Consider the following 19076-nt stretch of genomic DNA (forward strand, 5'->3'; position numbering starts at 1 on the left):
TACTGCCAGATGGTGCGGGCTCGGCTAGCGAGACGGAGAGGCATACGGATAGGAACCAGTGGCTGAAAGCCCCTCAATTGAAGACCACCGACTCCAACCTGGTGGATGTGGGTCGGGTTGCATCGCGCACCCTCGCCGCTTCGGTGGTGGGGAGAACTCCTGGGCTGGGTGATGTCGCCGGTCGGGAGGCCACGGTGAATGCCTGCGGCGTAGTCGTGGCGAGGATGCTGGGGCATAACTGGGTGCCGATCCCGTCGAAAGGTTCGAAAAGTGAACGTGGGAACCATCCCGGTTCCGCCGGGGCACCGTCGCAGCCAGCGACGATTTCCTCGGCTGAGTGCACGGTCTGCTGATCGGGCCGGGGTGGGGCGGAGGGCCTGTAGTAGTCCGAGGCCGGGAAAGCCGGTCACATGGCGAAGGGGTCCAGTGTGATCGCAGTGACAGAAGCAGAAAAGGAGGCACAGCCGTGAATGCGGATGTTCCGTGGCCTGCCGACACATCGGAGGCGTGGGCGCGGGTACTGACTATGCAGACGAAACTGCACCGATGGGCGACGGGCGATCCTGCTCGTCGTTTCGATGATGTGTTCAATCTGGTCTATGACCCCGCGTTCCTCGCCGCGGCGTGGAATCGGGTGGCGGGAAACAAGGGAGGCCGCACTGCTGGAGTCGATGGGATCGCGCCGCGATCCGTCACCCCGGACCGAGTGTCGGGGATGCTCGTCGAGCTGCGCGAGAGCGTGAAGGCCGGTGAGTTCGTCCCGGAGCGGGTGCGTCAGAAGTCGATCCCGAAGGGCAACGGCAAGGTCCGTAGCTTGGGGATTCCGACGATGACGGACCGGATCGTTCAGGCCTCCCTGAAACTGGTGCTGGAACCGATTTTCGAGGCGGACTTTGTGCCGTCCTCGTATGGGTTTCGGCCGCGCCGTCGGGCGCAGGACGCGATCGCGGAGATCCACTACTACGCCTCACGTGGCTACGTGGAGGTATTTGAAGCGGACATCACCGCGTGTTTCGACGAGATCGACCACGACGCGCTCATGCAGCGTGTCCGCGGTCGCATCACCGACAAACGCGTATTGCGTCTGACCCGCGGTTTCCTGAAAGCCGGAGTCCTCAGTGAGGACGGTGTGAACAGGGACACGTTCACCGGTACCCCGCAAGGCGGGATTCTGTCGCCGTTGCTGGCAAATATCGCCCTGTCCGTGGTGGACGAGCATTTCCAACGCAAGTGGGATGCGCTCGGACCGCAATGGTCGCGCACGAAGTATCAACGCGCTGGGGGCGCGACGATGAAGATGGTCCGCTACGCGGACGACTTCGTTGTCCTCGTCCGTGGCACCCACGCTGATGCCGAAGCGCTCTGGGACGAAGTCGCTGCAGTGCTCGCGCCGATGGGTTTACGCCTGTCGGTCGAGAAGACGATGGTCACGCACATAGACACCGGGTTCGACTTCCTCGGGTGGCACATCCAGCGCCGCCGAATCAGAGGTCATGGCGGGAAAACCGCGATCTACACCTACCCGTCACGGAAGTCCCTGGCTTCCATCAAGGACAAGGTGCGGACGCTGACCCGCCGGGCATCTCATCGAACACTCGCCGACCTGCTACGCCGGTTAAACCCGGCATTGCGGGGTTGGTGCACATACTTTCAACACGGCGTCGTGAAACACCTCTTCAGCTACATCGACCACTTCGCCTTCTGGCGGATCGTCGGCTGGTTGAAGAAACGACACCCGAAACTGAACATGCGCACCCTGGTACGTCGTCATCTGCCCGGCTGGCAGATCCGCGACCAAGGAATCGAGTTCTTCCGATGCCAGCAGGTCACCGTGGCCCGCTACCGGTATCGAGGAACCCGCATTCCCACACCATGGACGAACGCCTTGGCATGATCACATGGAGAGCCGGATGCTCAGGAATGGGCACGTCCGGTTCGGAGGGCGGCCAGCAGAAACCCACCAGTTCAAAGACTGGCAGGGCGCTGCTGGCCGACCCTACACCGAACACCACACCGGTGAGGGCAAGCTGTATCTGTGCGCGATCAAAGACGCCTGCTCCAGGCGGATCATCGGCTATTCCATCGACACCAGGATGAAGTCCTCATTGGCGGTGCGGGCCCTGAATAACGCCGTGGCGAACAGGGCTCGATCTGGCGCTGAGGTGGGCGGATGCATAGTCCACAGCGACCGCGGGTCTCAATTTCGAGCAAAGAAGTTCCTCCGGGCTCTGGAGCATCACAGCCTGGTCGGCTCGATGGGCAGAGTCGGTGCTGCCGGAGACAATGCCGCGATGGAGAGCTTCTTCAGCCTGCTGCAGAACAACGTCCTCGACGCGAAGCCCTGGGCCACCCGCGAGGAGCTTCGGAGCTCTATAGTCCGGTGGATCGAGAGGACTTATCACCGAAGAAGGAAGCAGAAGGAACTCGGGAAATTGACCCCGGTCAAGTTCGAGGAGAAACTACTGACCCAGGCCCTGACTCTAGCGGCCTGAACAGGAAACCCAACCTGTCACCCGTTCCTGCATCAGCCCCGGTCTTGCCTCCAGATCGAGCACCTCCGCGCTGAGCTGCCAGTGGCGGTTCACGATCTCCGGGTTCCCGGCGGCACGGGCGGTACGGGCCAGCCGCCGGTTCGAGCCGTAGAACTCTCCTGAGATCCAGTCGACGCCGGGCTCGCCGAGGATGAAGTGCACCAGGTTCGCCCCGCCCTTCTGCGGGGAGGTGAGCAGTCGCCGCAGCGGTGGCTGGGTGAAGACAGTAACTTTAGAGCGCTGCAGTGAACCACGATCGGAGTAGATTCTTCGTCTCTGGGGTGGCGTTGGTGGAGTCTACTTGCTCTGATGAGATCCATCGGTAGGAGGTGTGCTCCTCAGAGAGCTTCACCTGCCTACCTGTCAGTGGCACTGAGACGGTGAACTGCCGGGTTCGGCGTCCGGATCGGGACTCATAGTCAAACCATTCCAGGAAACCGGGGTCAACATGTTCAGCGGCGAAGCCAACCTCTTCAGCCAGCTCACGGTTCAACGCTTCTAGGGCGTGTCCTGTAAGTCTGTGATGACCCGCCCCGGCGTGGACGCTGTTAACCACCACGAAGTCTTGTTAACCCTGTGTCATGCCTGGTCGTGGAGAGCTCACCGACAAAGCCTGGGAACGCATCGAACCGCTGCTGCCGCCCAACGGCAGGGGCCGCCGCTGGAGAGATCACCGCCAGGTGATCAACGCGATCCTGTGGAAGCTGCGCACCGGTGCCCCGTGGCGGGACCTGCCCGAACGGTATGGGCCCTGGAAGACCGCCCACGAGAGGCTGCGGATCTGGACCATGGACGGCACCTGGGAGAAGATCCTCGAGCACGCGGTGGTCAAAGACGACGCCGTCGGCGAGGTCGAATGGATCATCAGCGTCGACTCCTCGGCAGTGCGGGCCCACCAGCATGCTGCTGGAGCCCGCAAAAAGGGGGATGCAAAGCAGGCCAGGTCGAGGCCCTGGCCATCGAGTCAGAATGCCTGGGACGCTCCCGAGGAGGACTGACCAGCAAGATCCACCTGGCCACCGATGGACGCGGACTGCCGATGAGCATCATCCTCACCGCCGGCCAGGCCGGGGACAACCCCCAGCTGCTGCCACTGCTGGACAGCATCCGAGTCCCTCGCGAAGGCCCTGGCCGGCCGCGGACTCGCCCGGAGGAGGACATCGCGGACAAAGCCTACTCACACCCCTCCACCCGGAAGGCGATGCGGGATAGGCGGATCCGATTCACCAGTCCGCAGAAGTCCGACCAGATCGCTCATCGCTGGGCGAAGGGCTCTGCCGGAGGCCGTCCGCCGGGCTTCGATCCAGAGACGTATCGGCGACGCAATGTCGTCGAGCGGTGCTTCAACCGGCTCAAGCAGTTCCGCGGACTGGCCACCCGGTATGCCAAGCGGGCCGCGTACTATCGGGCCGAAGTCATCATCGCCAGCATCTATCTCTGGCTGACATGACTTACAGGACACACCCTAAGAGACCCTCCCCGGAGTCCACACCCCTGAGGGAACTTCTTCAAGCCCCGGAAGGAAATCATCACTCAGACTGCGCGTGACCACCAGCGCGCACCCAACGTCGTGGATGACGGCACCGACAACGAACTTCTCGATGCCTTCAGCCTCTGCCGCGGTTCGTAGTTCCTCACTCAGGACCATGCCTTCGCTCCTTTGATCTGATGGTTGGTGTGAAACTGGCAGCTCTTCTGAGGGCTTTTCGTTGCCCACAATGCTCCGTGGGGCCGGCTGCCCAGATCATGACGCGTCTGGACTCTCCCGGTTGATAGTCCTCTCTGCGAAAGCTCCTCTCGCAGTTGATCTGGTGGCCAGAAGTAGGCCGGGGCGATCGCGTGGTTGAACTTATCGATGTGCTCGCCGCTGAAGAATCCCATCAGCAGTGAACCGCCAGGCTGCAGGCACCTGACGAACTCATCCAGAACGGCAGGCATCTCTGTTGGTGGGATATGGATAGTCGAGTACCAAGCCAGAATGCCTCCGAGCTGCATGTCCTCAAACGGCAGGCTCCTGAAGTCACCCACTTCGAAGGGCGTGGACGGAAACCGCTCTTTGGCCGACTCGACGAACTCTGCGACCATGTCGATCCCGACGACGTCCACACCGATCTCGTACAGCAGCTGTGTCCAGTGCCCTGGCCCGCATCCGGCATCAACCACACAGCCGGTGAGGGACTCAGCCCACTGAGAAATCAACTGCCGATCATCGGAAGCCATGACATCCAGGGACCCCAGGGCCTGAACGTACTCTCCAGCGCGATGCTGGTAGGCGGAGCGAACCCCTTCCCTCACCGCCCGGACCTAGAGGTCCCGCAGATGTTCACGGGCGAAAGCCCTCACACTGTCCGTGGTGGTCAGCTGCTCCAGCTCGTTACGGGTGAACCAGCCCACGTCGTCGACCTCTTGTTCTTGGGCGGTCAGGGGTGCGGCGTCGTCGGCTTCGAGCAGGTACATCATGTCCATGTGGATGTGCTCAATGTCCTTGGCGGATTCCGGGATCAGCTGGGCCGCCATCGCGAAGGGGGTGGGCAGCCGGGACTCGGTGGTGCCGTTGAGGGCCATATCCATTGGGTTGCCGTTCGTGTGACGGGCATGGATGCCAGTCTCTTCAGCAACTTCCCGCAATGCAGTGTCCGAGGGGAACTCATCGGGATCAACATGGCCTCCAGGTGGCAGCCAGCGCTGCAGGCCCTGGTGGAAGATCATCAGCATCCGCGTCCGGTCCTGATTGACCACGTATCCGGTGGCGGTGAACTGCTTCTTCATCCCGGTTGCGTACTCGATCAGCGCCACGCTGGTTCTGCCCCTATCCCTTGGTCTCCGATTCGCCCCATGTAGCGTATCTGCTTGTGAATATCGCCCAGCTTTACGACACCGCCATCGCCGACGCCGATTCCTTGATCGACCGCCTGGGGGTGCGTGATGAGCTGGTGCAGAATGACACCCTGTGCCTCCAGGTGCCCAGTAACGAGCGCTATGACCAGGTCAAGACAGAACTCTCGGAACTGGGAGAGCTGATCAGCGAGAGCGAGGTCAACGGACGCCTGATTGCCGTCTTCGAGCTTCATCGCCGGCTGAAGTCATCCGGTTGGTCGGTGAGTTTCGTGGAGCTGCCTCAGCCGAAGACCGGCACAGAGGCTGAGGGTGTCCGGCACCTGCAGTTCGTGACCCGCACCGGGATCGAGAGCTTTCGAGCCAAGTTCCCGCGGTTGGACTTCGATGACAGAGGAAACGCCCGCAACCGGCTGCTCGAAATCGCCGAGGACGGCGCCGTGGTGCGTTTCCACGACAAGAACATGGGCGCGGTCATCGCCCTGGAGACGATGGGCTAAACCCTCACCAGATCACTCAGCGACAAAGGAGCGCCCATGCCACTGAGATCCCGAATTGATGCGATGCTGTTTGACTGTGATGGAGTGCTGGTGGACTCTGAGCCCATCGTGAATCAGGTGCTCCGTGATGAAGTCGCCGCGTTGGGGTGGGAGATGAGCATCGAGCAGTGCCTGCAGACCTTTGTCGGCTCCTCGCTGGAAGGAGTCCAGGCACGGGTGGAACAGCACACCGGCTGCAGCGTAGGCGAAGGGTGGGTGGAGGAGTTCACCCGCCGCCGAGACGCCGCCCTGCGCGAGCAGCTTCAACCGATTCCCGGCGCTGCCGAACTTGTCACTTATGCCGAGGATGCCTTTGAAGGGCGGATCGCCTGCGCTTCGAACTCAGAGCGAGCCAAAGTCGAGCTCCAACTGGAGAAGACAGGACTGCTTGCGCACTTCAACGGCAAGATCTTCAGCGCAGCAGAGACCGGGCCGGCGAAACCCTCACCTGCGGTATATCTGGCCGCTGCAGAATCAATGGGGCCGGTAGCGCAGCGACCGCTCGTCCTAGAGGACTCACCCTCCGGGGTCAGAGCCGGCAAAGCCGCCAACGCATACGTAGTCGCCCTGGCCACTACTGTCGATCCTGAGGCGCTCGTGGGTGCAGGCGCGGACGTGGTGGTGGATTCACTCTTCGAGGTCAGAGACCTAATAGGCTGAACAGGTCGGCGCCTTTCTTTCTTGCCATGCTCCCCTAGGACGCAGAGCGTACGTGGAGGCGCTCTCAGTGTGCTCACGGAGGGCGGTAGGGGGACCCCGCTGTTCGTGGCTGGGGAGGTTTCGGGTTCGCCGGCGACTGTGGTCAAAGGTAGGGTCCCGGCCCAGATGGTGGGATCATCGCCTGGTTCATCCGCGCTGGAGGCGCTGTTGTCTTTCACGCTGGCTTTCTCCAGCGGGATCCGCAGCACCATGGTGGCAGCCAGTTCCTTCTTTGTCATCGGACGGACTTCCTGAGATCGTCCAGGCATCAGGTGCTCGGCCAGTGTCAGCAGTGCAGCTTCTTTCTCTTCTGTTGGCACAGGCGTGGCTTGTCCGTAAATCACCGCTGCGCGATAGCGCATTGAACTGTCGAAAAACGATCGCGCATAGACGATGCCTTCCAAGAGGGTGACATTGACACAAACCTCTTTGCCGGTGGCGATCTCTCGGAAGAACCTGCTGCCGGTGGAGCCGTGAATCAACAGCGAGTCGCCCTCCCGGGCAAAACCGACGGGTAATGCGATGGGGGCTCCATCACGGGTGATGGAAACATGCGCGACAAGCGCCTGGTCTAGCAACGCATAGAGATCTGCTCGCTCGGTCTTCTGGTAGTGCGGCATGCGACCGATGCGGGTCTGATCATCGACGGGCAACTTTGGGAGCTCTGGCATGTCTTCGATGATCAGCCATCATCTGGTTCACTAAGTAGGCCAGTTTCTTAAAAAATCACTAGACCAGTGAAGGTGCCGTCTATGAAGGTCGAGCTTGCGATCACCCTGGACCGTGACGCTGAGTCGAGTCTTCAGGAACAGTTAGCTGGTCAGTTCAGGCGCGCCATTCTCCAGAAGCGATTAGTCCCGGGAGATCCTGTGCCAGCCAGCAGGCCTCTGGCACAGCAGTTGGGTGTCTCACGGGGCACAGTAGTCAGCGTCATGGAGCAACTGGTGGGCGAAGGTTACCTCGTGGCGCACCCCGGCAAGGGGCACTTCGTCGCCGCACTCGACCACCTCGGGCAGTCGAAGAATGAAAAGGAATCCCGCACTTCTCCTGCTGTCCTAACAGTCCCAGAGCACCCCCGGCCTGTGCTGGATCTTCGCCCCGGTTACCCCTGGACACAAGGTTTGGGTCAGGACCCGCTGTGGAAGTCAGCGTGGCGAAAAGCTACCGCCGACCTTCCAGATGCCGCCCTTCACGAGGAGGAACCGTCAGGAAGCCTGCGCCTGCGCGTGGCCATTGCTGAACATCTTCGACGAGCCCGGGGCATCATCACCCACCCGGGGAGTATTCACATTACGAGCGGGACAGCAGAGGCCCTTGTGCTCATCACACTGACTCTGAACCGCATCTATGGCACCGCTCAGATCGCTGTAGAGGACCCTGGCTATCCAGCAGCGAGGCAAGCCCTGGAAGGTGCCGGAGCTCGGGTGCAGACGGTGCCCACAGGCTCCGATGCCGGGATAGCGGTGGAAAAAATCCCCACATCGGTTCACGCCGTAGTTACCACCCCAAGCCACCAGTATCCGTTGGGCGGGCTGATGAGCATCAACGATCGGCTAGCGCTGCTGCGCTGGGCAGAACGCCATGAGGCTGTGGTGGTAGAAGATGACTACGACAGCGAGTTCCGGCACGGCCGGCCACCATTGCCAGCACTGTCCACCCTCTCCCAAGGCGAGCGGGTCATGACTATAGGAAGCTTCTCAAAAGTTCTCACCCCCGCCCTCCGGACCGGATACATCTACGCAGACGGTGCCCTCGGCCGTGAGCTGATCCGCACCAGGGCGGGTATCGGCGCGTCGGTCTCATATCTGCAGCAGGTCGCTCTTGCCGAATACCTTGAATCTGGCGGATTGGCCCGTCACATCGCCAGGATGCGCCGAGAGTACCGACATCGCAGAGATCTCCTGATAAGACGGCTGAGCGGGCTAGCCGGTGTGCAGGTCTCGGCAACCTCCGGCGGCCTGCATGCGGTGCTGCACACCCCGGTCCAGGCACCGCAATTAGCTGCCCAGCTCAGGGCCAGAGGAACAGAGGTGGCCTTGCTCTCCTCCTACTACGCAGAAGGCCTTCCCCAAGAAGAGGATGGACTCGTCATCGGCTACGGCCAGACCTCAAGCGTTCACCTGAGTCAGGCGCTGGGGCAAATCCAAGAGATTCTTGCCACGAAGCGCTAGTAATCACCTGCGACCAGTGTGGGGCAGCCGTAATCAGCACCTTCTGAAACAGGACCCGTCAGCCGGACACTGCATCAATCACAAGAGCGCAAGCGAAGACCAGCAGCAATAGGCCGACACCGATCTCGAGGTTGGCCAGGCCGCGGTTGCCTATGCTGCGGAAGACCCGGGCGCCGAAGAGCACGAAGGCCGGCAGGTAGAACACCCCGACCAGTACATCAGCGGCTCCGAGGATGCCCAGCTGCAGCCACACTGGCCAGGCGGAGGCCTCGTCGATGAACTGGGGCAGCACGGCGACGAAGAACAGGATGACCTTCGGGTTCATCAGGTTGGTCAACAGGGTGCGTTGGAAGGCCGAACGTGCCGCAGCGCTGCGGCCGGGTGTGGTCGCAGTTTCTGTCAGGTCTGCCGGTTGGCGGCGGATCTTCCGGCTGGCCAGGATGGCCCGCACACCGAGATAGGCCAGATAGATAGCGCCTCCCACAGACAGCACGGTGAGGCTGGCTGGGGCGGCGACCAGCAGTGCTGAGAGTCCCACTGCGCTGATGATCATGTGCACGCTCAACCCGGCTAAGGCACCTGCAGCCGCTGCGAGGCCCACGCGTGCCCCTCGGGCACTGGCCCGCAGGATCATCACCGTGTCCGGGCCCGGGGAGATGTAACTGACCAGCACCAGGGCCAGGAAGATGTGCCATTCAACGATCACCGGGGTCCAGGGTTCCTCTCACTCACGCGTGCCACCTGGTTCGGCGGAGGCCGGTGGCACTAGCTGCTCAGACTAACAACCGGGACCACGATCGCTGCGATGAGCAGGCCTGCAGCTTGGGGGCGGCTGAGGCGTTCTTTCAGCAGCAGTACAGCAAGAATCACCGGCAGGGCTGGGTAGAGGGCGACGGCGATCATCACCGGACCCAACAACGCGTGGCGTGTGGCGAAGAGGTAGAACGCCATGGCAACCGCGGCCATCACACCTACCGCAGCACCCAACCCGGTACTGCTGCGGAGCTTCAGGGATGTGCCTCTGATCCATGCCAGGCCGAGCAGCAGGACCAGGCTGACCAGTTGTCCGGTCAGCAACGGTTCAGCCGGGGCAGCAGTGGTGACCTGGCTCAGGGCAAAGAGCTGTGTGGCATAACCGGCACCGGCCACCAGCCCAAAGCCAACAGCCTCCACACCTTGCCTGGTATCCGGTGTGGCCTGATCAGCAATGCTGTGGCGCGGAGGCCGGCTGAGCAGCCATATCGCGGGCAACAGCATAACTCCGGCTACCGCCGTATACAGCTGCAGAGGCTCGTGGAGAAGGGTGACTGAGAGGATGAACGGCACCGCCACTGAGACGATGCTGGTCACCGGGACCATCACCGCGATATGCGCCCTGCTCATCCCCTCATAGAGAGCCGCCACCCCGACTGCGGCTCCTACTCCTGAAAGCACAGCCCAGCCAGCATCGTCCTGGCCCATCGGTTCAAGCTCACCCCGGCCCCAGAACACAGCCAACCCCCAGCCCAGGAAGAACACCGCACCACCAGCCTGGGAGTAGACCGCGATACTCAGTGCCGGTGCTCGGCGGGAGAGAACTCCGTTGAAGAAATGAGATGTCCCGAACATGATCGCGGCTGCGATACCAAGGGCCTCTCCCACAACTGCCCTCTCTTCCTCAGGCGTACTGGTTCGGTTGGTGTTGGCTCTCAGTGTTTCGATAGGAGAGCGTTGCGGTCTAGTTCCGTTTATGCACAGCAACCATGTACCTTGAGTGCATGTTGGATCGGAGGATCGAGCTGCTTCGGATGATCGCCCACCTGGGCACGGTCACCGAGGCTGCGCACGCCCTCTACCGCAGCCCCTCGGGGGTCTCGCGCCAGATCCAGGAGCTGGCCAAAGAGCTCGGGGTGGAACTTCTCCAGCCCGAGGGCCGCAGGGTGAAACTCACCCCAGCAGGTAAAGCGTTGGTGGAATATGCCGATGAGACCCATCACCGCTGGGAAGCCACCCGCTCCAGACTCACCACCACAGAGGAGCCGGCCGGGAGCATCACCCTTGTCGCCCACCCTTCAGCAGTGACCGCGCTCATCGCGCCGTTGTTGCCGCAGCTGGCTCAGGAACATCCCGGGGTGCAGTTGCATGTGATCGAAGACCAGGCTCCGGGCAGCTTCCACCGGCTCACCACCGGTGAGGCCGACCTCTGCCTGGCCGTGGTCGAAGAAGGAATCCCAGCACGCGGCGACTCCCGCTTCCACCAGACAGACCTGGGCAAGGAACCCATCGATGCGCTACTCCCGGTAGGCCACCAGCTGGCCGAGAAGACAACAGTGTCCCTACGCGAGCTGGCGGATGAGGCCTGGGTAGTGCCAGCCCCAGGGCAGGCCAGTCACCATGAAGTCATGACCGCCTGCCACGCCGCGGGCTTTACCCCCACGGTGGTGCACTACGCCCGAGACTGGGCTGCCGTCGGCGCACTGGTCCACGCCACCGGAGCCGTAAGCCTGACCTCACGCTTCGCCCCCTACCACCACCCCAACACCCGTCAAGTAGCGCTGACCGGAGAACCGACACCTACACGTCAGCTGCTCCTGGCCACCCGAGCAGGCAGTGAGAACGCTCCTCTGATCCGGCTGGTGGCCGCACAGCTGGAGGACTGTGCGTTGTCTTAGTCCTCCTGGGTTGGGGAAAGCACTAGTGATCCCAGCTCATCTCGAGTTTGTTCCGTCTCGGGGACCAAATGGTAGTCCTGTCCTTCACGCTCGACCTGGAAAACCAGCTCTGCTGGCTCAGTGGCGTCTTCAATCTCGAGGGAGAGAACGTCTTCTTCCAGCGTGTAGCTGTAGCCCCGGGTGAACTCGCTGGAGTCATAACGAATAGTACTGCTGGTGAAGATCATCTCTCCGGCTTCTCCGTTAGATGAGACCACTATCCAGGGCTGCTCCTGAAGATCAGTACCGGTGTCGCTGAAGCAACCGGTGACCGATCCCGCCAGCACGAGAACCGGGCCGACAACACCGAGTCTTCTACACCGCATAGTAGGTAAAAAGTGTAGTCGTTGACCCTTGAGCCCTCTCACCCCGCCGGGGGCGACCTGTCCTCTCTAAGCGTCATGGCCCGCACTGCGCACTCAGCAGGCCCTGGGCCTGTGCCGGCCTGGGCGGTGCAGCCAAAGGTAAAGATGGTTACCCCCGTTAGCTTCTAAGGGCACCAGTTCTCCGGCAGGATGAGTGGTGTTGTCCGGTCCGGCTCCTGGGCATGATCGTTTGCCCCCAGTCACGTGATGATCCGGGGGGTGTTGTCACCGATCGACATAGTTCGGCGGGACGACGACGTGCTCCATCAGCATTGGGAGCCGGTCTCAGGCTCTCGGTTGTGGCAGGACGACCAAAAGGTTCCGCACTACCCAGTCTCTGACTTCGCCGCGCAACAATTCGCCACGACCATCGGCTGCATCGAGGCCTTAGCTACCTGGGTTGGATATGAAGACCATGGCGACCATTTGTCCCTCTCGACCCAGCCATTCGGCGGCTACGCACTGCTGAGGAGCGCGATTGAATCTGCAGCCTGGGCTATGTGGGTGCTGTATCCCGAGAACTACAAGCTCAGGATCAGGCGTCGGTTAGCCCTGCAGGCGGACGAATGGCGTTCGGCGGAAAAGTTCGCCAAGAGCACCGGGAGAAAATCGCCGGATATTCAGAGCAAGCTGGATCGCATCCAGCGATTCGGGGATGAGGCTGGTGTGCCGGAGTGGGACGTGTTCATCTCTATCAAGGCTGATGCTGCCAGAGCTAAGGCGGGTAAACCGCAGAACCGACCTCCGAAGATCACGGAGCTCTTGCAGTACGTGGAACGTCACCGTAGAACAGATCGCGGTTTGTCTTTCTACGCCACCTGGCAATTGGCGAGTGGCAGTGCTCATGGAAAGTTCTGGGTTAACCCCATCATTCAGGACCTCGTAGTAGAGGAAGGAAGCGAGACCAGGTACGGGGCCACTGCCCGCGCAACGACCAAATACGGGATGCTGCTTTTGGTGCTCGACAGATGCGTGGAGGCGTTACAGCTGGCCCTAGCACGGTTCATAGAGTTGGGCAGTCACAATGGCCAAAAGCCGACGCCTGTCCACGCGCCAAGTTTGACGGACCATTAGCCCTGTGTTGATTCACGCATGAGGCAAACATCCTCGAATTCGATCTGGACGCCCACCTGGCCGCGAGACTGACCCAAGGTCTCCGCGTACGTCGAACTTCGCCATAAACCCAGCGTCATCCCGGATGGTGCCTATGCACAGTTATGCTCAGCCAAGTGTGCTTTGGAGCTGGTCCTGTAGCCAGGCGCTGAGGGTTTCAGGGTCGTAGCGCACCGCCCCGCCGCAGAGGGAGAAATACGGTGGGCCGATGCCGTTGGAGGCCCAGTTCGCCATCGTTTTGGCCGAAACCCCGAGGTATTCGGCGGCTTCCTGTCGGGTCCACAGCTTCGGCATCGCAGTGGTTGTGTCTGTCTTGGTTTCTATAGTTGCTGTGCTCATATGCCCGTAGTGTCCGGCCGGGGTCATCGACGGGGCAGCCCAGCCGGTCTGGCGGGGTCTTCTCGGTTCCTCGTGTGGGGGCTGCGCACCTTGGTGGGGCTTCCGGACACTCACAGGGCATGGATACCAACGAGAACACAGAGTCCGGTGTTTTAGGAGCATTGGCGGGTCAGCTCGGAGGGTCAGAAGATCGAGCGTCTGGCCGATACCAGCCAGGCCACCACTGATCCGGAGGACCCGTCATGACTCCTGGACCACGTGACCGACTGCAGCACACGGATTCCATGTCGGTGGGGCCCTCTAGGCTGAAACCCATGAGCAGCACCGAACCTACCCAGGACACTGACACATCCCGCCGCGGCGCCACTGTGGCGGTCGCCGGGGACTGGCACGCCAACACATCCTGGGCGATCCGCTCCCTGCGCCACCTGCATTCGCTGGGTGTGCGGGAGGTCTTCCAGCTCGGAGACTTCGGCATCTGGCCCGGCCAGAAGGGCATCGATTACCTTGATGCCCTCCAGGAGACTCTCGATGAGCTCGGTATGCGGGTGGTCGTCACTCCCGGCAACCACGAGGATTACCAGCAGATCTCCCGACTCTCCGCCCAGAACCGGGATCACCATGACATCCATGCCGATTTCGAGGCGCTGGGTGCGGTGATGTGGGCCAGGGAGCGGATCGCGTTGCTGCCCCGGGGTCACCGGTTCACACGTAGCGGGTGGAGTTTCGTGTCTCTGGGCGGTGCGCCCTCGGTGGACTTCGAGCACCGCATCACCGGCCAGTCCTGGTGGATAGAAGAGATGATCACCGACGACGACGTCGCCACTGTCGTCGCCGGTGGGCCGGCCGATGTGATGCTCACCCACGATTCCCCGGAACCCTGGCACGGCACCGACATGGTCGCCAAGATCGTCCAAACCCCACTGGGCCGTTCAGCGGAGGTGCTGGCCTACGCCGCCGAAGGACGTCGTCGCCTCGATGAAGCCTTCCAAGCCGTGAAGCCCCGCGTGCTGGCGCACGGGCATTTCCACGTCAAAGACAGCAAACGGATCCAGATCGACGGCTGCGATCACCAGACCCTCGTGGTCGCCACTAAGTGTGATCAGATGCCCGATGCCAACCTCGGCATCCTCCACCTGCCCGAGGAGCAGACTGAAGGGCACCAGTCCCAGGTGGAGTGGGTGCCGCTGCCGCCGGTTACCACCGGGGTGGACCGCAGCCAGCTCGGAGTCTGGCCGGAGAAACCGGTCTGGGTCTGGGAGACCGAGGAGTTCCTACGGGTCTTCGACGAAGGCCGTTCCGCCCACTGGAACCAGCTCATCGCCGAAGCCGCGGACGAGCCCCAGGGCGCCTGGCTCGGCCGGATGGTTGAGGCCCTGGAACAGAGTGCCAACGCCCGTGCCAGGGAGTTCATGTCCTCCCGGGCCGGAGGCCTGCTGTCCGATCCGCCGGAAGACAGGAGGGATCACTGATGGCGCAGAACCCAGAACACAACGTTGCCCAGGACTTTGAGCTGGCCCCAGTGCTCAACACCGGCAGGGGCGTGAACGGGAAGCTCGCCTGGTATCACCGACGGAGTCAGGAGCTCCGCCGGGTCAAGGACCTCTTCTTCCAGGCCCAGACCGCCGAAAACATCTACGAGGACCTGTCGGTCTTTGGCCGTACCCCACAGGCCGGGTGTGAGGATCTGCAGGCGCGAGTGCTGGACGGCAACCTCCCGGTGCTGGTGCATATCCCGCATGCGGGGCTTCGGGTCCCGTCTGAGCACACCCGGGACGGGCACCTACCCCAGGGTGAGCAGATCACGGAAGACTCTGATCTGCTGGCCCGGGTCCGTGATGCCGCCGACTACGGCGTGGACCACTGTGTACAGAGCGTCTGGAATCGAGCCAACGACGGCGCCCCCTACGTGGTCAAAAACCTCCACTCCCGGCTGACCTTCGACCCCTACGAACACCCAGACAGTGCGGCGCAGAAGCTCCATGCGGCCTACCACCAGTTGCTCTCCGAGACTCTGGAGAGGATCCTGGGCCGATTCGGCGAAGCACTGCTCATCAACCTCCACGCCCACGGGACCCCTACACCGGCCACAGGCGAACTCCAAGAGCCTGTTCTGTGCCTCGGGGTGAACGGGACGCAGCGCAGCAAGCGCATTGAAGGGGTGTTGGAGAGGCTGAGGGCCGAAGGCCTGGCCGCGGTCAATGAGCGGCACTCCGGGGCTTTCGTGCCAGCAGGCTACGTCGGCAGACCCGAGGTTACTGCAGTGGACTGCTCTGCCCGAAAGGACATCTATCTCGATGCTGACCATACGCCCCGCCGCACAGGTTCCTACGAGAATCCAGGAACCGATGAGGTCCCTGAGGTGCGGTTGTCTGACCTGCGGGTCGCGATCCGCCGGATCTGGCTGGAGCATGAGGAACCCGGCCGGGAAGCCAGACGACCCGCACGACGGAGAACCGGCACCACGCCGTTGCCTGGACGAAAGACCACGACCAGGACTGAAGACGCCAAGGAGGCCCATGATGATGCCGCTGGATCTGATCCTGATTCGCCACGGAGAGTCTGAGGGAAACCTCGCCGGTGCCCTGGCCAGGCAAGGGGATGAATCGCACTTCACGGATGCGTTCGTCACCACTCCGGGCCGTGAGTGGCAGCTGACCGAGACTGGGCAGAAGCAAGCCGAGATCGTCGGGCGATATCTGCGGGAGGCGGAGTTTCCTACCAACTATCCCCAGCTGCGCGAGGAAGAAACCGCCCGGTTCTATTGCTCGCCGTATGTGCGTACTCGGCAGACCGCTGGCCATCTCGGGCTTGAATACCAGAGCGGGGAGTCAGTCCGGTGGTACCAGAATCGGGCTATCCGGGAGCGCGACTGGGGCGACATCGAGACCAGGCCCCGTCGGGAGTTCGAAGAATCCCCGATGTTCGAGCTCAACGCCCGCAAGAAGGCCATCGATCCGCTCTACTGGCGCCCACCAGGAGGAGAATCCATCTGCGACGTCGCAGAGAACCGGGTCAGAAATTTCCTGGACACCCTGCACCGGGAATGCTCAGACCAGACAGTGCTGGCAGTGACCCATGGGGAGTTCATCCGCGCCACCCGGCTGGTGCTAGAGCGCGTCGATGATGAGACCTACACCTCCTGGGAGACCAACCCTGAGATGCGGATCCGCAACTGTGAGATCTTCCACTACACCCGAGTGGCCCCTGAACTGCTGTTCTCCGACAGGCCCCATGCTGAGAGCTGGGACGGCGGCCTGAACCCAGGAGACATCGCCCCGCGGATCGCTTTCTTGCAGCGCAGCTACCCACACCTGGAGGACGACGGAATCACCTGGACGGTCAGCAGCCTCCCCTGGAGACAGATCAACTACGACAAGCCCACCAACGACGACCTGAAGAACGCCCCGTGATCACTCGTAGCTTCGAGCCCGACCATGCGAAAGGACAGCCCTGTGGCGACCTTCTTCACCAGTGACCAGCATTTCGGGCACCACAACATCATCGACTACTGCGACCGGCCCTTCTCCAACGTTCAGGAGATGGACGAGGTCATCATCGCCCGGTGGAACGAGACCGTCGGCCTCAAGGATGAAGTATGGGTACTCGGGGACTTCGCCATGGGCGACCGCGCCCGCGGCCTGGGGTACCTACAGCGGCTCAACGGCACCAAGTACCTGGTCGCCGGCAACCACGACAAATGCTCACCCACCGAGAAGAACGGCCACCTCCACATCCAGGAATACCTCGAGGCAGGATTCACCGCTGTGGTCTCCCAAGCCCAAGTCTCACTGCCCCCGATCCGCCCCAACGGGCAGAACCTGAAGGTCATGCTCTCCCACTACCCCTACGCCGGCGACTCTCATACCGACCATGATCGGTATGCGAAGTTCAGGCTGCGCGACCTGGGTCAACCACTGGTGTGCGGCCACGTCCACACCGACTGGAAGACCAGCCTCTCACCCCAAGGCACCGCACAGGTCAACGTCGGCGTAGACCAGTCGGACTTCCGACCAGTGCCCGCAGAAGACATCCACCAAGCCATCAGAGACGCCAGCAAGCGCAGCTGACCTTGTGTCTCACAAGCCTGACCAACTACAGCATCCGCGATGCCTCAACCCGCAAACACGGAGAGGAGATCTTCAGCAACGAAGTGAACGGCAGGAGCCAGATGGGCTATGATAGAGGATGCTGTTCTGGGCAGAAAGGGCTTCAGACCCCCTGAGCCTGGAAGGCAACAAAACTGAATAGTGGGAGGCGGCGCAGCGCGCTGCATGGGCCTTTAGCTCAGTTGGTAGAGCATCGGACTTCAAATAGGAGCGCCTCGGTGGAAACGCTGGGGATGACACCACTCAAAGTCGGGGAACCCTTCCTAGAAAAAATCTAGATGGCAATCCCGAGCCAAGCCGAGACCACGTCTCGGAAGGTGTAGAGACTGGACGGGTGGCACCTACGGCGCAAGCTACGGTGAAGGGACAGTCCAGACCACGAACGCCCTCCGGGGCGGCGGCGAAAGTCGAAGTGGGAAGTTAATCCGCAGGTCGAGGGTTCGAGCCCCTCAGGGCCCACCCTACGCACAAGGCTCGAACCCTTGCCCAACGAATCGTTGGCGGGGGTTCGAGCCTTGTTGCTGTCTCGGCTCCAGTTGAGGGCGTTGCCGTTGATCTTGGGGTCGAGCAGCATCTCGAAGGGGCGTTGGTGCTCGACGCGGAGCTTGTCGTCTTCGTCGATGTAGACCTTGGTGAAGAAGGCTTGGTTGCATAGTCGCCGGTTGGTGTCGTCGCATCGAGCGTAGATGTCAGCGCAGTTGGCCAGCAGGGTCAGGGCGTCTTCGAGGTGGTTTCTGGCCTCGATGTACTCGCCGTGGTGGGCGTCGATGCGTCGGTTGACCTGGTCTAGGGCGTGTCTGAGAAATATGTGAGGGACCAGCTGGAAGCCTGGAGGCATGTCACGTTTCCAGGTGCTCTCTGATGCTCAGTGGGAGCTGATTGCTGATCAGCTGCCTAAGCCCACAGGCCGGAAGGGACGGCCCTTCGCTGATGCCAGACTGATGGTCGAAGGGATCATCTATCGGTACCGGTGCGGGATTGCCTGGCGAGATCTGCCTGAGGTCTTCGGGGCCTGGCAGACCGTGTGGACCTGGCACCGGCGCCTGTCAGCTGATGGCACCTGGGATGAGATTCTGCAGAAATTACAAGCCGCCGCCGATGCTGAAGGGCTGATCGACTGGACTGTCTCGGTGGACTCCACCGCTGCCCGTGCTCATCAGCACGCCACCAACATCACCCGCCACACAGGGGGCTTCATCGAACTACACGAATCCTGGGATCGAGCCGGATGATCACGCAGTGGGCCGCTCCCGCGGCGGACTGACCTCGAAGGTTCACCAGCTGGTCGAGGGCCACGGGCTACCGCTGGCCACGATCGTCTCACCAGGGCAATCCCATGACGCCCCGGCCCTGATCCCGCTGGTGGAACAGATTCATGTCCCACGCATCCGGGGCGGCTAAGCACGCACCCGCCCTGATGAGCTGCTGGGTGACAAGGCCTACTCATCCAGGGCCATCCGCAAATACCTGCGCAGCCGCAGGGTGACCACCACGATCGCTGAGCCCAGCGACCAGACCCGGCATCGGGCCAACCGCGGGACCCGCGGGGGTCGGCCACCGAACTTCAACCCTGAGCGATATAAGGGGCTCTTCGTATTTGAGGGTGTAGAGGCAGGGACGGTGTGAAGTCTCAGGACATCGTGGACGCTTCTGTCTCATGACATCGTGGACAGTTGGTCTCAGGA

General features: G+C 62.0%; 20 protein-coding genes and 3 pseudogenes. 13 read left to right on the forward strand and 10 right to left on the reverse strand.

Features of this window, described 5'->3' with window-relative positions; genetic code table 11:
- Positions 1 to 526 precede the first annotated feature (526 nt).
- Together ltrA and HGQ17_RS07500 are read left to right on the forward strand one after the other, a co-directional pair.
- Positions 527 to 1894, forward strand: a complete 1368-nt coding sequence (gene ltrA / locus HGQ17_RS07495) for a group II intron reverse transcriptase/maturase (RefSeq protein WP_168887324.1) — start codon at positions 527 to 529, stop codon at positions 1892 to 1894.
- A 106-nt stretch (positions 1895 to 2000) separates the two neighbouring features.
- Positions 2001 to 2492: pseudogene (locus tag HGQ17_RS07500) on the forward strand (IS3 family transposase); the annotation flags it as partial.
- Here HGQ17_RS07500 and HGQ17_RS07505 read toward each other — a convergent pair.
- Positions 2481 to 2693, reverse strand: coding sequence for a hypothetical protein (locus HGQ17_RS07505; protein ID WP_168887325.1), 213 nt, complete (start codon positions 2691 to 2693; stop codon positions 2481 to 2483). The pseudogene HGQ17_RS07500 and the gene HGQ17_RS07505 sit on opposite strands and share 12 nt — an antisense overlap.
- Before the next feature lie 70 nt (positions 2694 to 2763).
- The gene (locus HGQ17_RS07510; protein ID WP_168887326.1) at positions 2764 to 3090 is read right to left on the reverse strand and encodes an NUDIX domain-containing protein; all 327 of its coding nucleotides are present in this window, start codon (positions 3088 to 3090) and stop codon (positions 2764 to 2766) included.
- Between the two features lie 22 nt (positions 3091 to 3112).
- On the opposite strand from HGQ17_RS07510, the gene HGQ17_RS07515 reads away from it, so the two are divergent.
- Positions 3113 to 3981 (forward strand): IS5 family transposase gene (locus HGQ17_RS07515; protein WP_407670761.1). Its coding sequence is split into 2 segments (ribosomal slippage): positions 3113 to 3490 and positions 3493 to 3981, totalling 867 coding nucleotides; the frame shifts between segments, so codons are not numbered across the junction.
- Positions 3982 to 4169: 188 nt separating this feature from the next.
- On the opposite strand, the gene HGQ17_RS07520 is transcribed toward HGQ17_RS07515, so the two are convergent.
- Together HGQ17_RS07520 and HGQ17_RS07525 are read right to left on the reverse strand one after the other, a co-directional pair.
- Positions 4170 to 4751 (reverse strand): class I SAM-dependent methyltransferase, encoded by a 582-nt coding sequence (locus tag HGQ17_RS07520; protein ID WP_168887327.1) that lies wholly within the window; start codon positions 4749 to 4751, stop codon positions 4170 to 4172.
- Positions 4752 to 4835: 84 nt separating this feature from the next.
- Entirely contained in the window at positions 4836 to 5327 is a 492-nt protein-coding gene (locus tag HGQ17_RS07525) for an NUDIX hydrolase (protein WP_168887328.1), read from the reverse strand.
- A 56-nt stretch (positions 5328 to 5383) separates the two neighbouring features.
- On the opposite strand from HGQ17_RS07525, the gene HGQ17_RS07530 reads away from it, so the two are divergent.
- Entirely contained in the window at positions 5384 to 5866 is a 483-nt protein-coding gene (locus HGQ17_RS07530) for a VOC family protein (RefSeq protein WP_166429978.1), read from the forward strand.
- Positions 5867 to 5902: 36 nt separating this feature from the next.
- A complete protein-coding gene (locus HGQ17_RS07535; protein WP_138170477.1) occupies positions 5903 to 6565 on the forward strand; it encodes an HAD family hydrolase in 663 nt (220 codons plus the stop codon).
- Between the two features lie 224 nt (positions 6566 to 6789).
- On the opposite strand, the pseudogene HGQ17_RS15860 reads toward HGQ17_RS07535, so the two are convergent.
- A pseudogene (locus tag HGQ17_RS15860) lies at positions 6790 to 7275 on the reverse strand (pyridoxamine 5'-phosphate oxidase family protein); the annotation flags it as partial.
- Positions 7276 to 7356: 81 nt separating this feature from the next.
- On the opposite strand from HGQ17_RS15860, the gene pdxR reads away from it, so the two are divergent.
- Complete coding sequence (pdxR, locus tag HGQ17_RS07545; RefSeq protein WP_138170475.1) at positions 7357 to 8775, forward strand: MocR-like pyridoxine biosynthesis transcription factor PdxR; 1419 nt, start codon at positions 7357 to 7359, stop codon at positions 8773 to 8775.
- A gap of 58 nt (positions 8776 to 8833) precedes the next feature.
- Here pdxR and HGQ17_RS07550 read toward each other — a convergent pair whose 3' ends face one another.
- Complete coding sequence (locus HGQ17_RS07550; RefSeq protein ID WP_138170474.1) at positions 8834 to 9481, reverse strand: LysE family translocator; 648 nt, start codon at positions 9479 to 9481, stop codon at positions 8834 to 8836.
- A gap of 59 nt (positions 9482 to 9540) precedes the next feature.
- A complete protein-coding gene (locus HGQ17_RS07555; protein WP_138170473.1) occupies positions 9541 to 10416 on the reverse strand; it encodes an EamA family transporter in 876 nt (291 codons plus the stop codon).
- 116 nt (positions 10417 to 10532) lie between these two features.
- On the opposite strand from HGQ17_RS07555, the gene HGQ17_RS07560 reads away from it, so the two are divergent.
- A complete protein-coding gene (locus HGQ17_RS07560; protein ID WP_166429977.1) occupies positions 10533 to 11426 on the forward strand; it encodes a LysR family transcriptional regulator in 894 nt (297 codons plus the stop codon).
- Here HGQ17_RS07560 and HGQ17_RS07565 read toward each other — a convergent pair.
- Positions 11423 to 11653, reverse strand: coding sequence for a hypothetical protein (locus HGQ17_RS07565; RefSeq protein ID WP_168887329.1), 231 nt, complete (start codon positions 11651 to 11653; stop codon positions 11423 to 11425). The two genes, HGQ17_RS07560 and HGQ17_RS07565, sit on opposite strands and share 4 nt — an antisense overlap.
- Positions 11654 to 12127: 474 nt before the next feature.
- Between HGQ17_RS07565 and HGQ17_RS07570 the strand changes: the two genes are divergently transcribed.
- On the forward strand, positions 12128 to 12904 hold the full coding sequence (locus HGQ17_RS07570; RefSeq protein ID WP_168887330.1) for a hypothetical protein: 777 nt from the start codon (positions 12128 to 12130) through the stop codon (positions 12902 to 12904).
- 147 nt (positions 12905 to 13051) lie between these two features.
- Here HGQ17_RS07570 and HGQ17_RS07575 read toward each other — a convergent pair whose 3' ends face one another.
- Positions 13052 to 13282: a helix-turn-helix transcriptional regulator gene (locus HGQ17_RS07575; protein WP_168887331.1), complete on the reverse strand. Its 231-nt coding sequence runs from the start codon at positions 13280 to 13282 to the stop codon at positions 13052 to 13054.
- A gap of 314 nt (positions 13283 to 13596) precedes the next feature.
- Here HGQ17_RS07575 and HGQ17_RS07580 point away from each other — a divergent pair, with 314 nt between their 5' ends.
- Genes HGQ17_RS07580 through HGQ17_RS07595 form a run of 4 tightly spaced genes read left to right on the forward strand, consistent with a single transcriptional unit; the run spans position 13597 to position 17352 of the window.
- Entirely contained in the window at positions 13597 to 14754 is a 1158-nt protein-coding gene (locus HGQ17_RS07580; protein ID WP_168887332.1) for a metallophosphoesterase family protein, read from the forward strand.
- Entirely contained in the window at positions 14754 to 15848 is a 1095-nt protein-coding gene (locus HGQ17_RS07585) for an N-formylglutamate amidohydrolase (RefSeq protein WP_168887333.1), read from the forward strand. Before HGQ17_RS07580 ends, HGQ17_RS07585 begins: the two co-directional genes overlap by 1 nt.
- Positions 15805 to 16695: a histidine phosphatase family protein gene (locus tag HGQ17_RS07590; protein ID WP_168887334.1), complete on the forward strand. Its 891-nt coding sequence runs from the start codon at positions 15805 to 15807 to the stop codon at positions 16693 to 16695. Before HGQ17_RS07585 ends, HGQ17_RS07590 begins: the two co-directional genes overlap by 44 nt.
- A gap of 42 nt (positions 16696 to 16737) precedes the next feature.
- Positions 16738 to 17352: a metallophosphoesterase family protein gene (locus HGQ17_RS07595; RefSeq protein ID WP_168887335.1), complete on the forward strand. Its 615-nt coding sequence runs from the start codon at positions 16738 to 16740 to the stop codon at positions 17350 to 17352.
- A gap of 313 nt (positions 17353 to 17665) precedes the next feature.
- Here the strand turns inward: HGQ17_RS07595 and HGQ17_RS07600 are convergent, their stop codons facing one another.
- The gene (locus HGQ17_RS07600) at positions 17666 to 18229 is read right to left on the reverse strand and encodes a hypothetical protein (RefSeq protein WP_168887183.1); all 564 of its coding nucleotides are present in this window, start codon (positions 18227 to 18229) and stop codon (positions 17666 to 17668) included.
- Here HGQ17_RS07600 and HGQ17_RS15275 point away from each other — a divergent pair.
- Positions 18228 to 18993: pseudogene (locus HGQ17_RS15275) on the forward strand (IS5 family transposase); the annotation flags it as partial. The gene HGQ17_RS07600 and the pseudogene HGQ17_RS15275 sit on opposite strands and share 2 nt — an antisense overlap.
- Between the last annotated feature and the right edge of the window lie 83 nt (positions 18994 to 19076).

The organism is Nesterenkonia sedimenti, from assembly GCF_012641515.1.
GTDB lineage: Bacteria > Actinomycetota > Actinomycetes > Actinomycetales > Micrococcaceae > Nesterenkonia > Nesterenkonia sedimenti.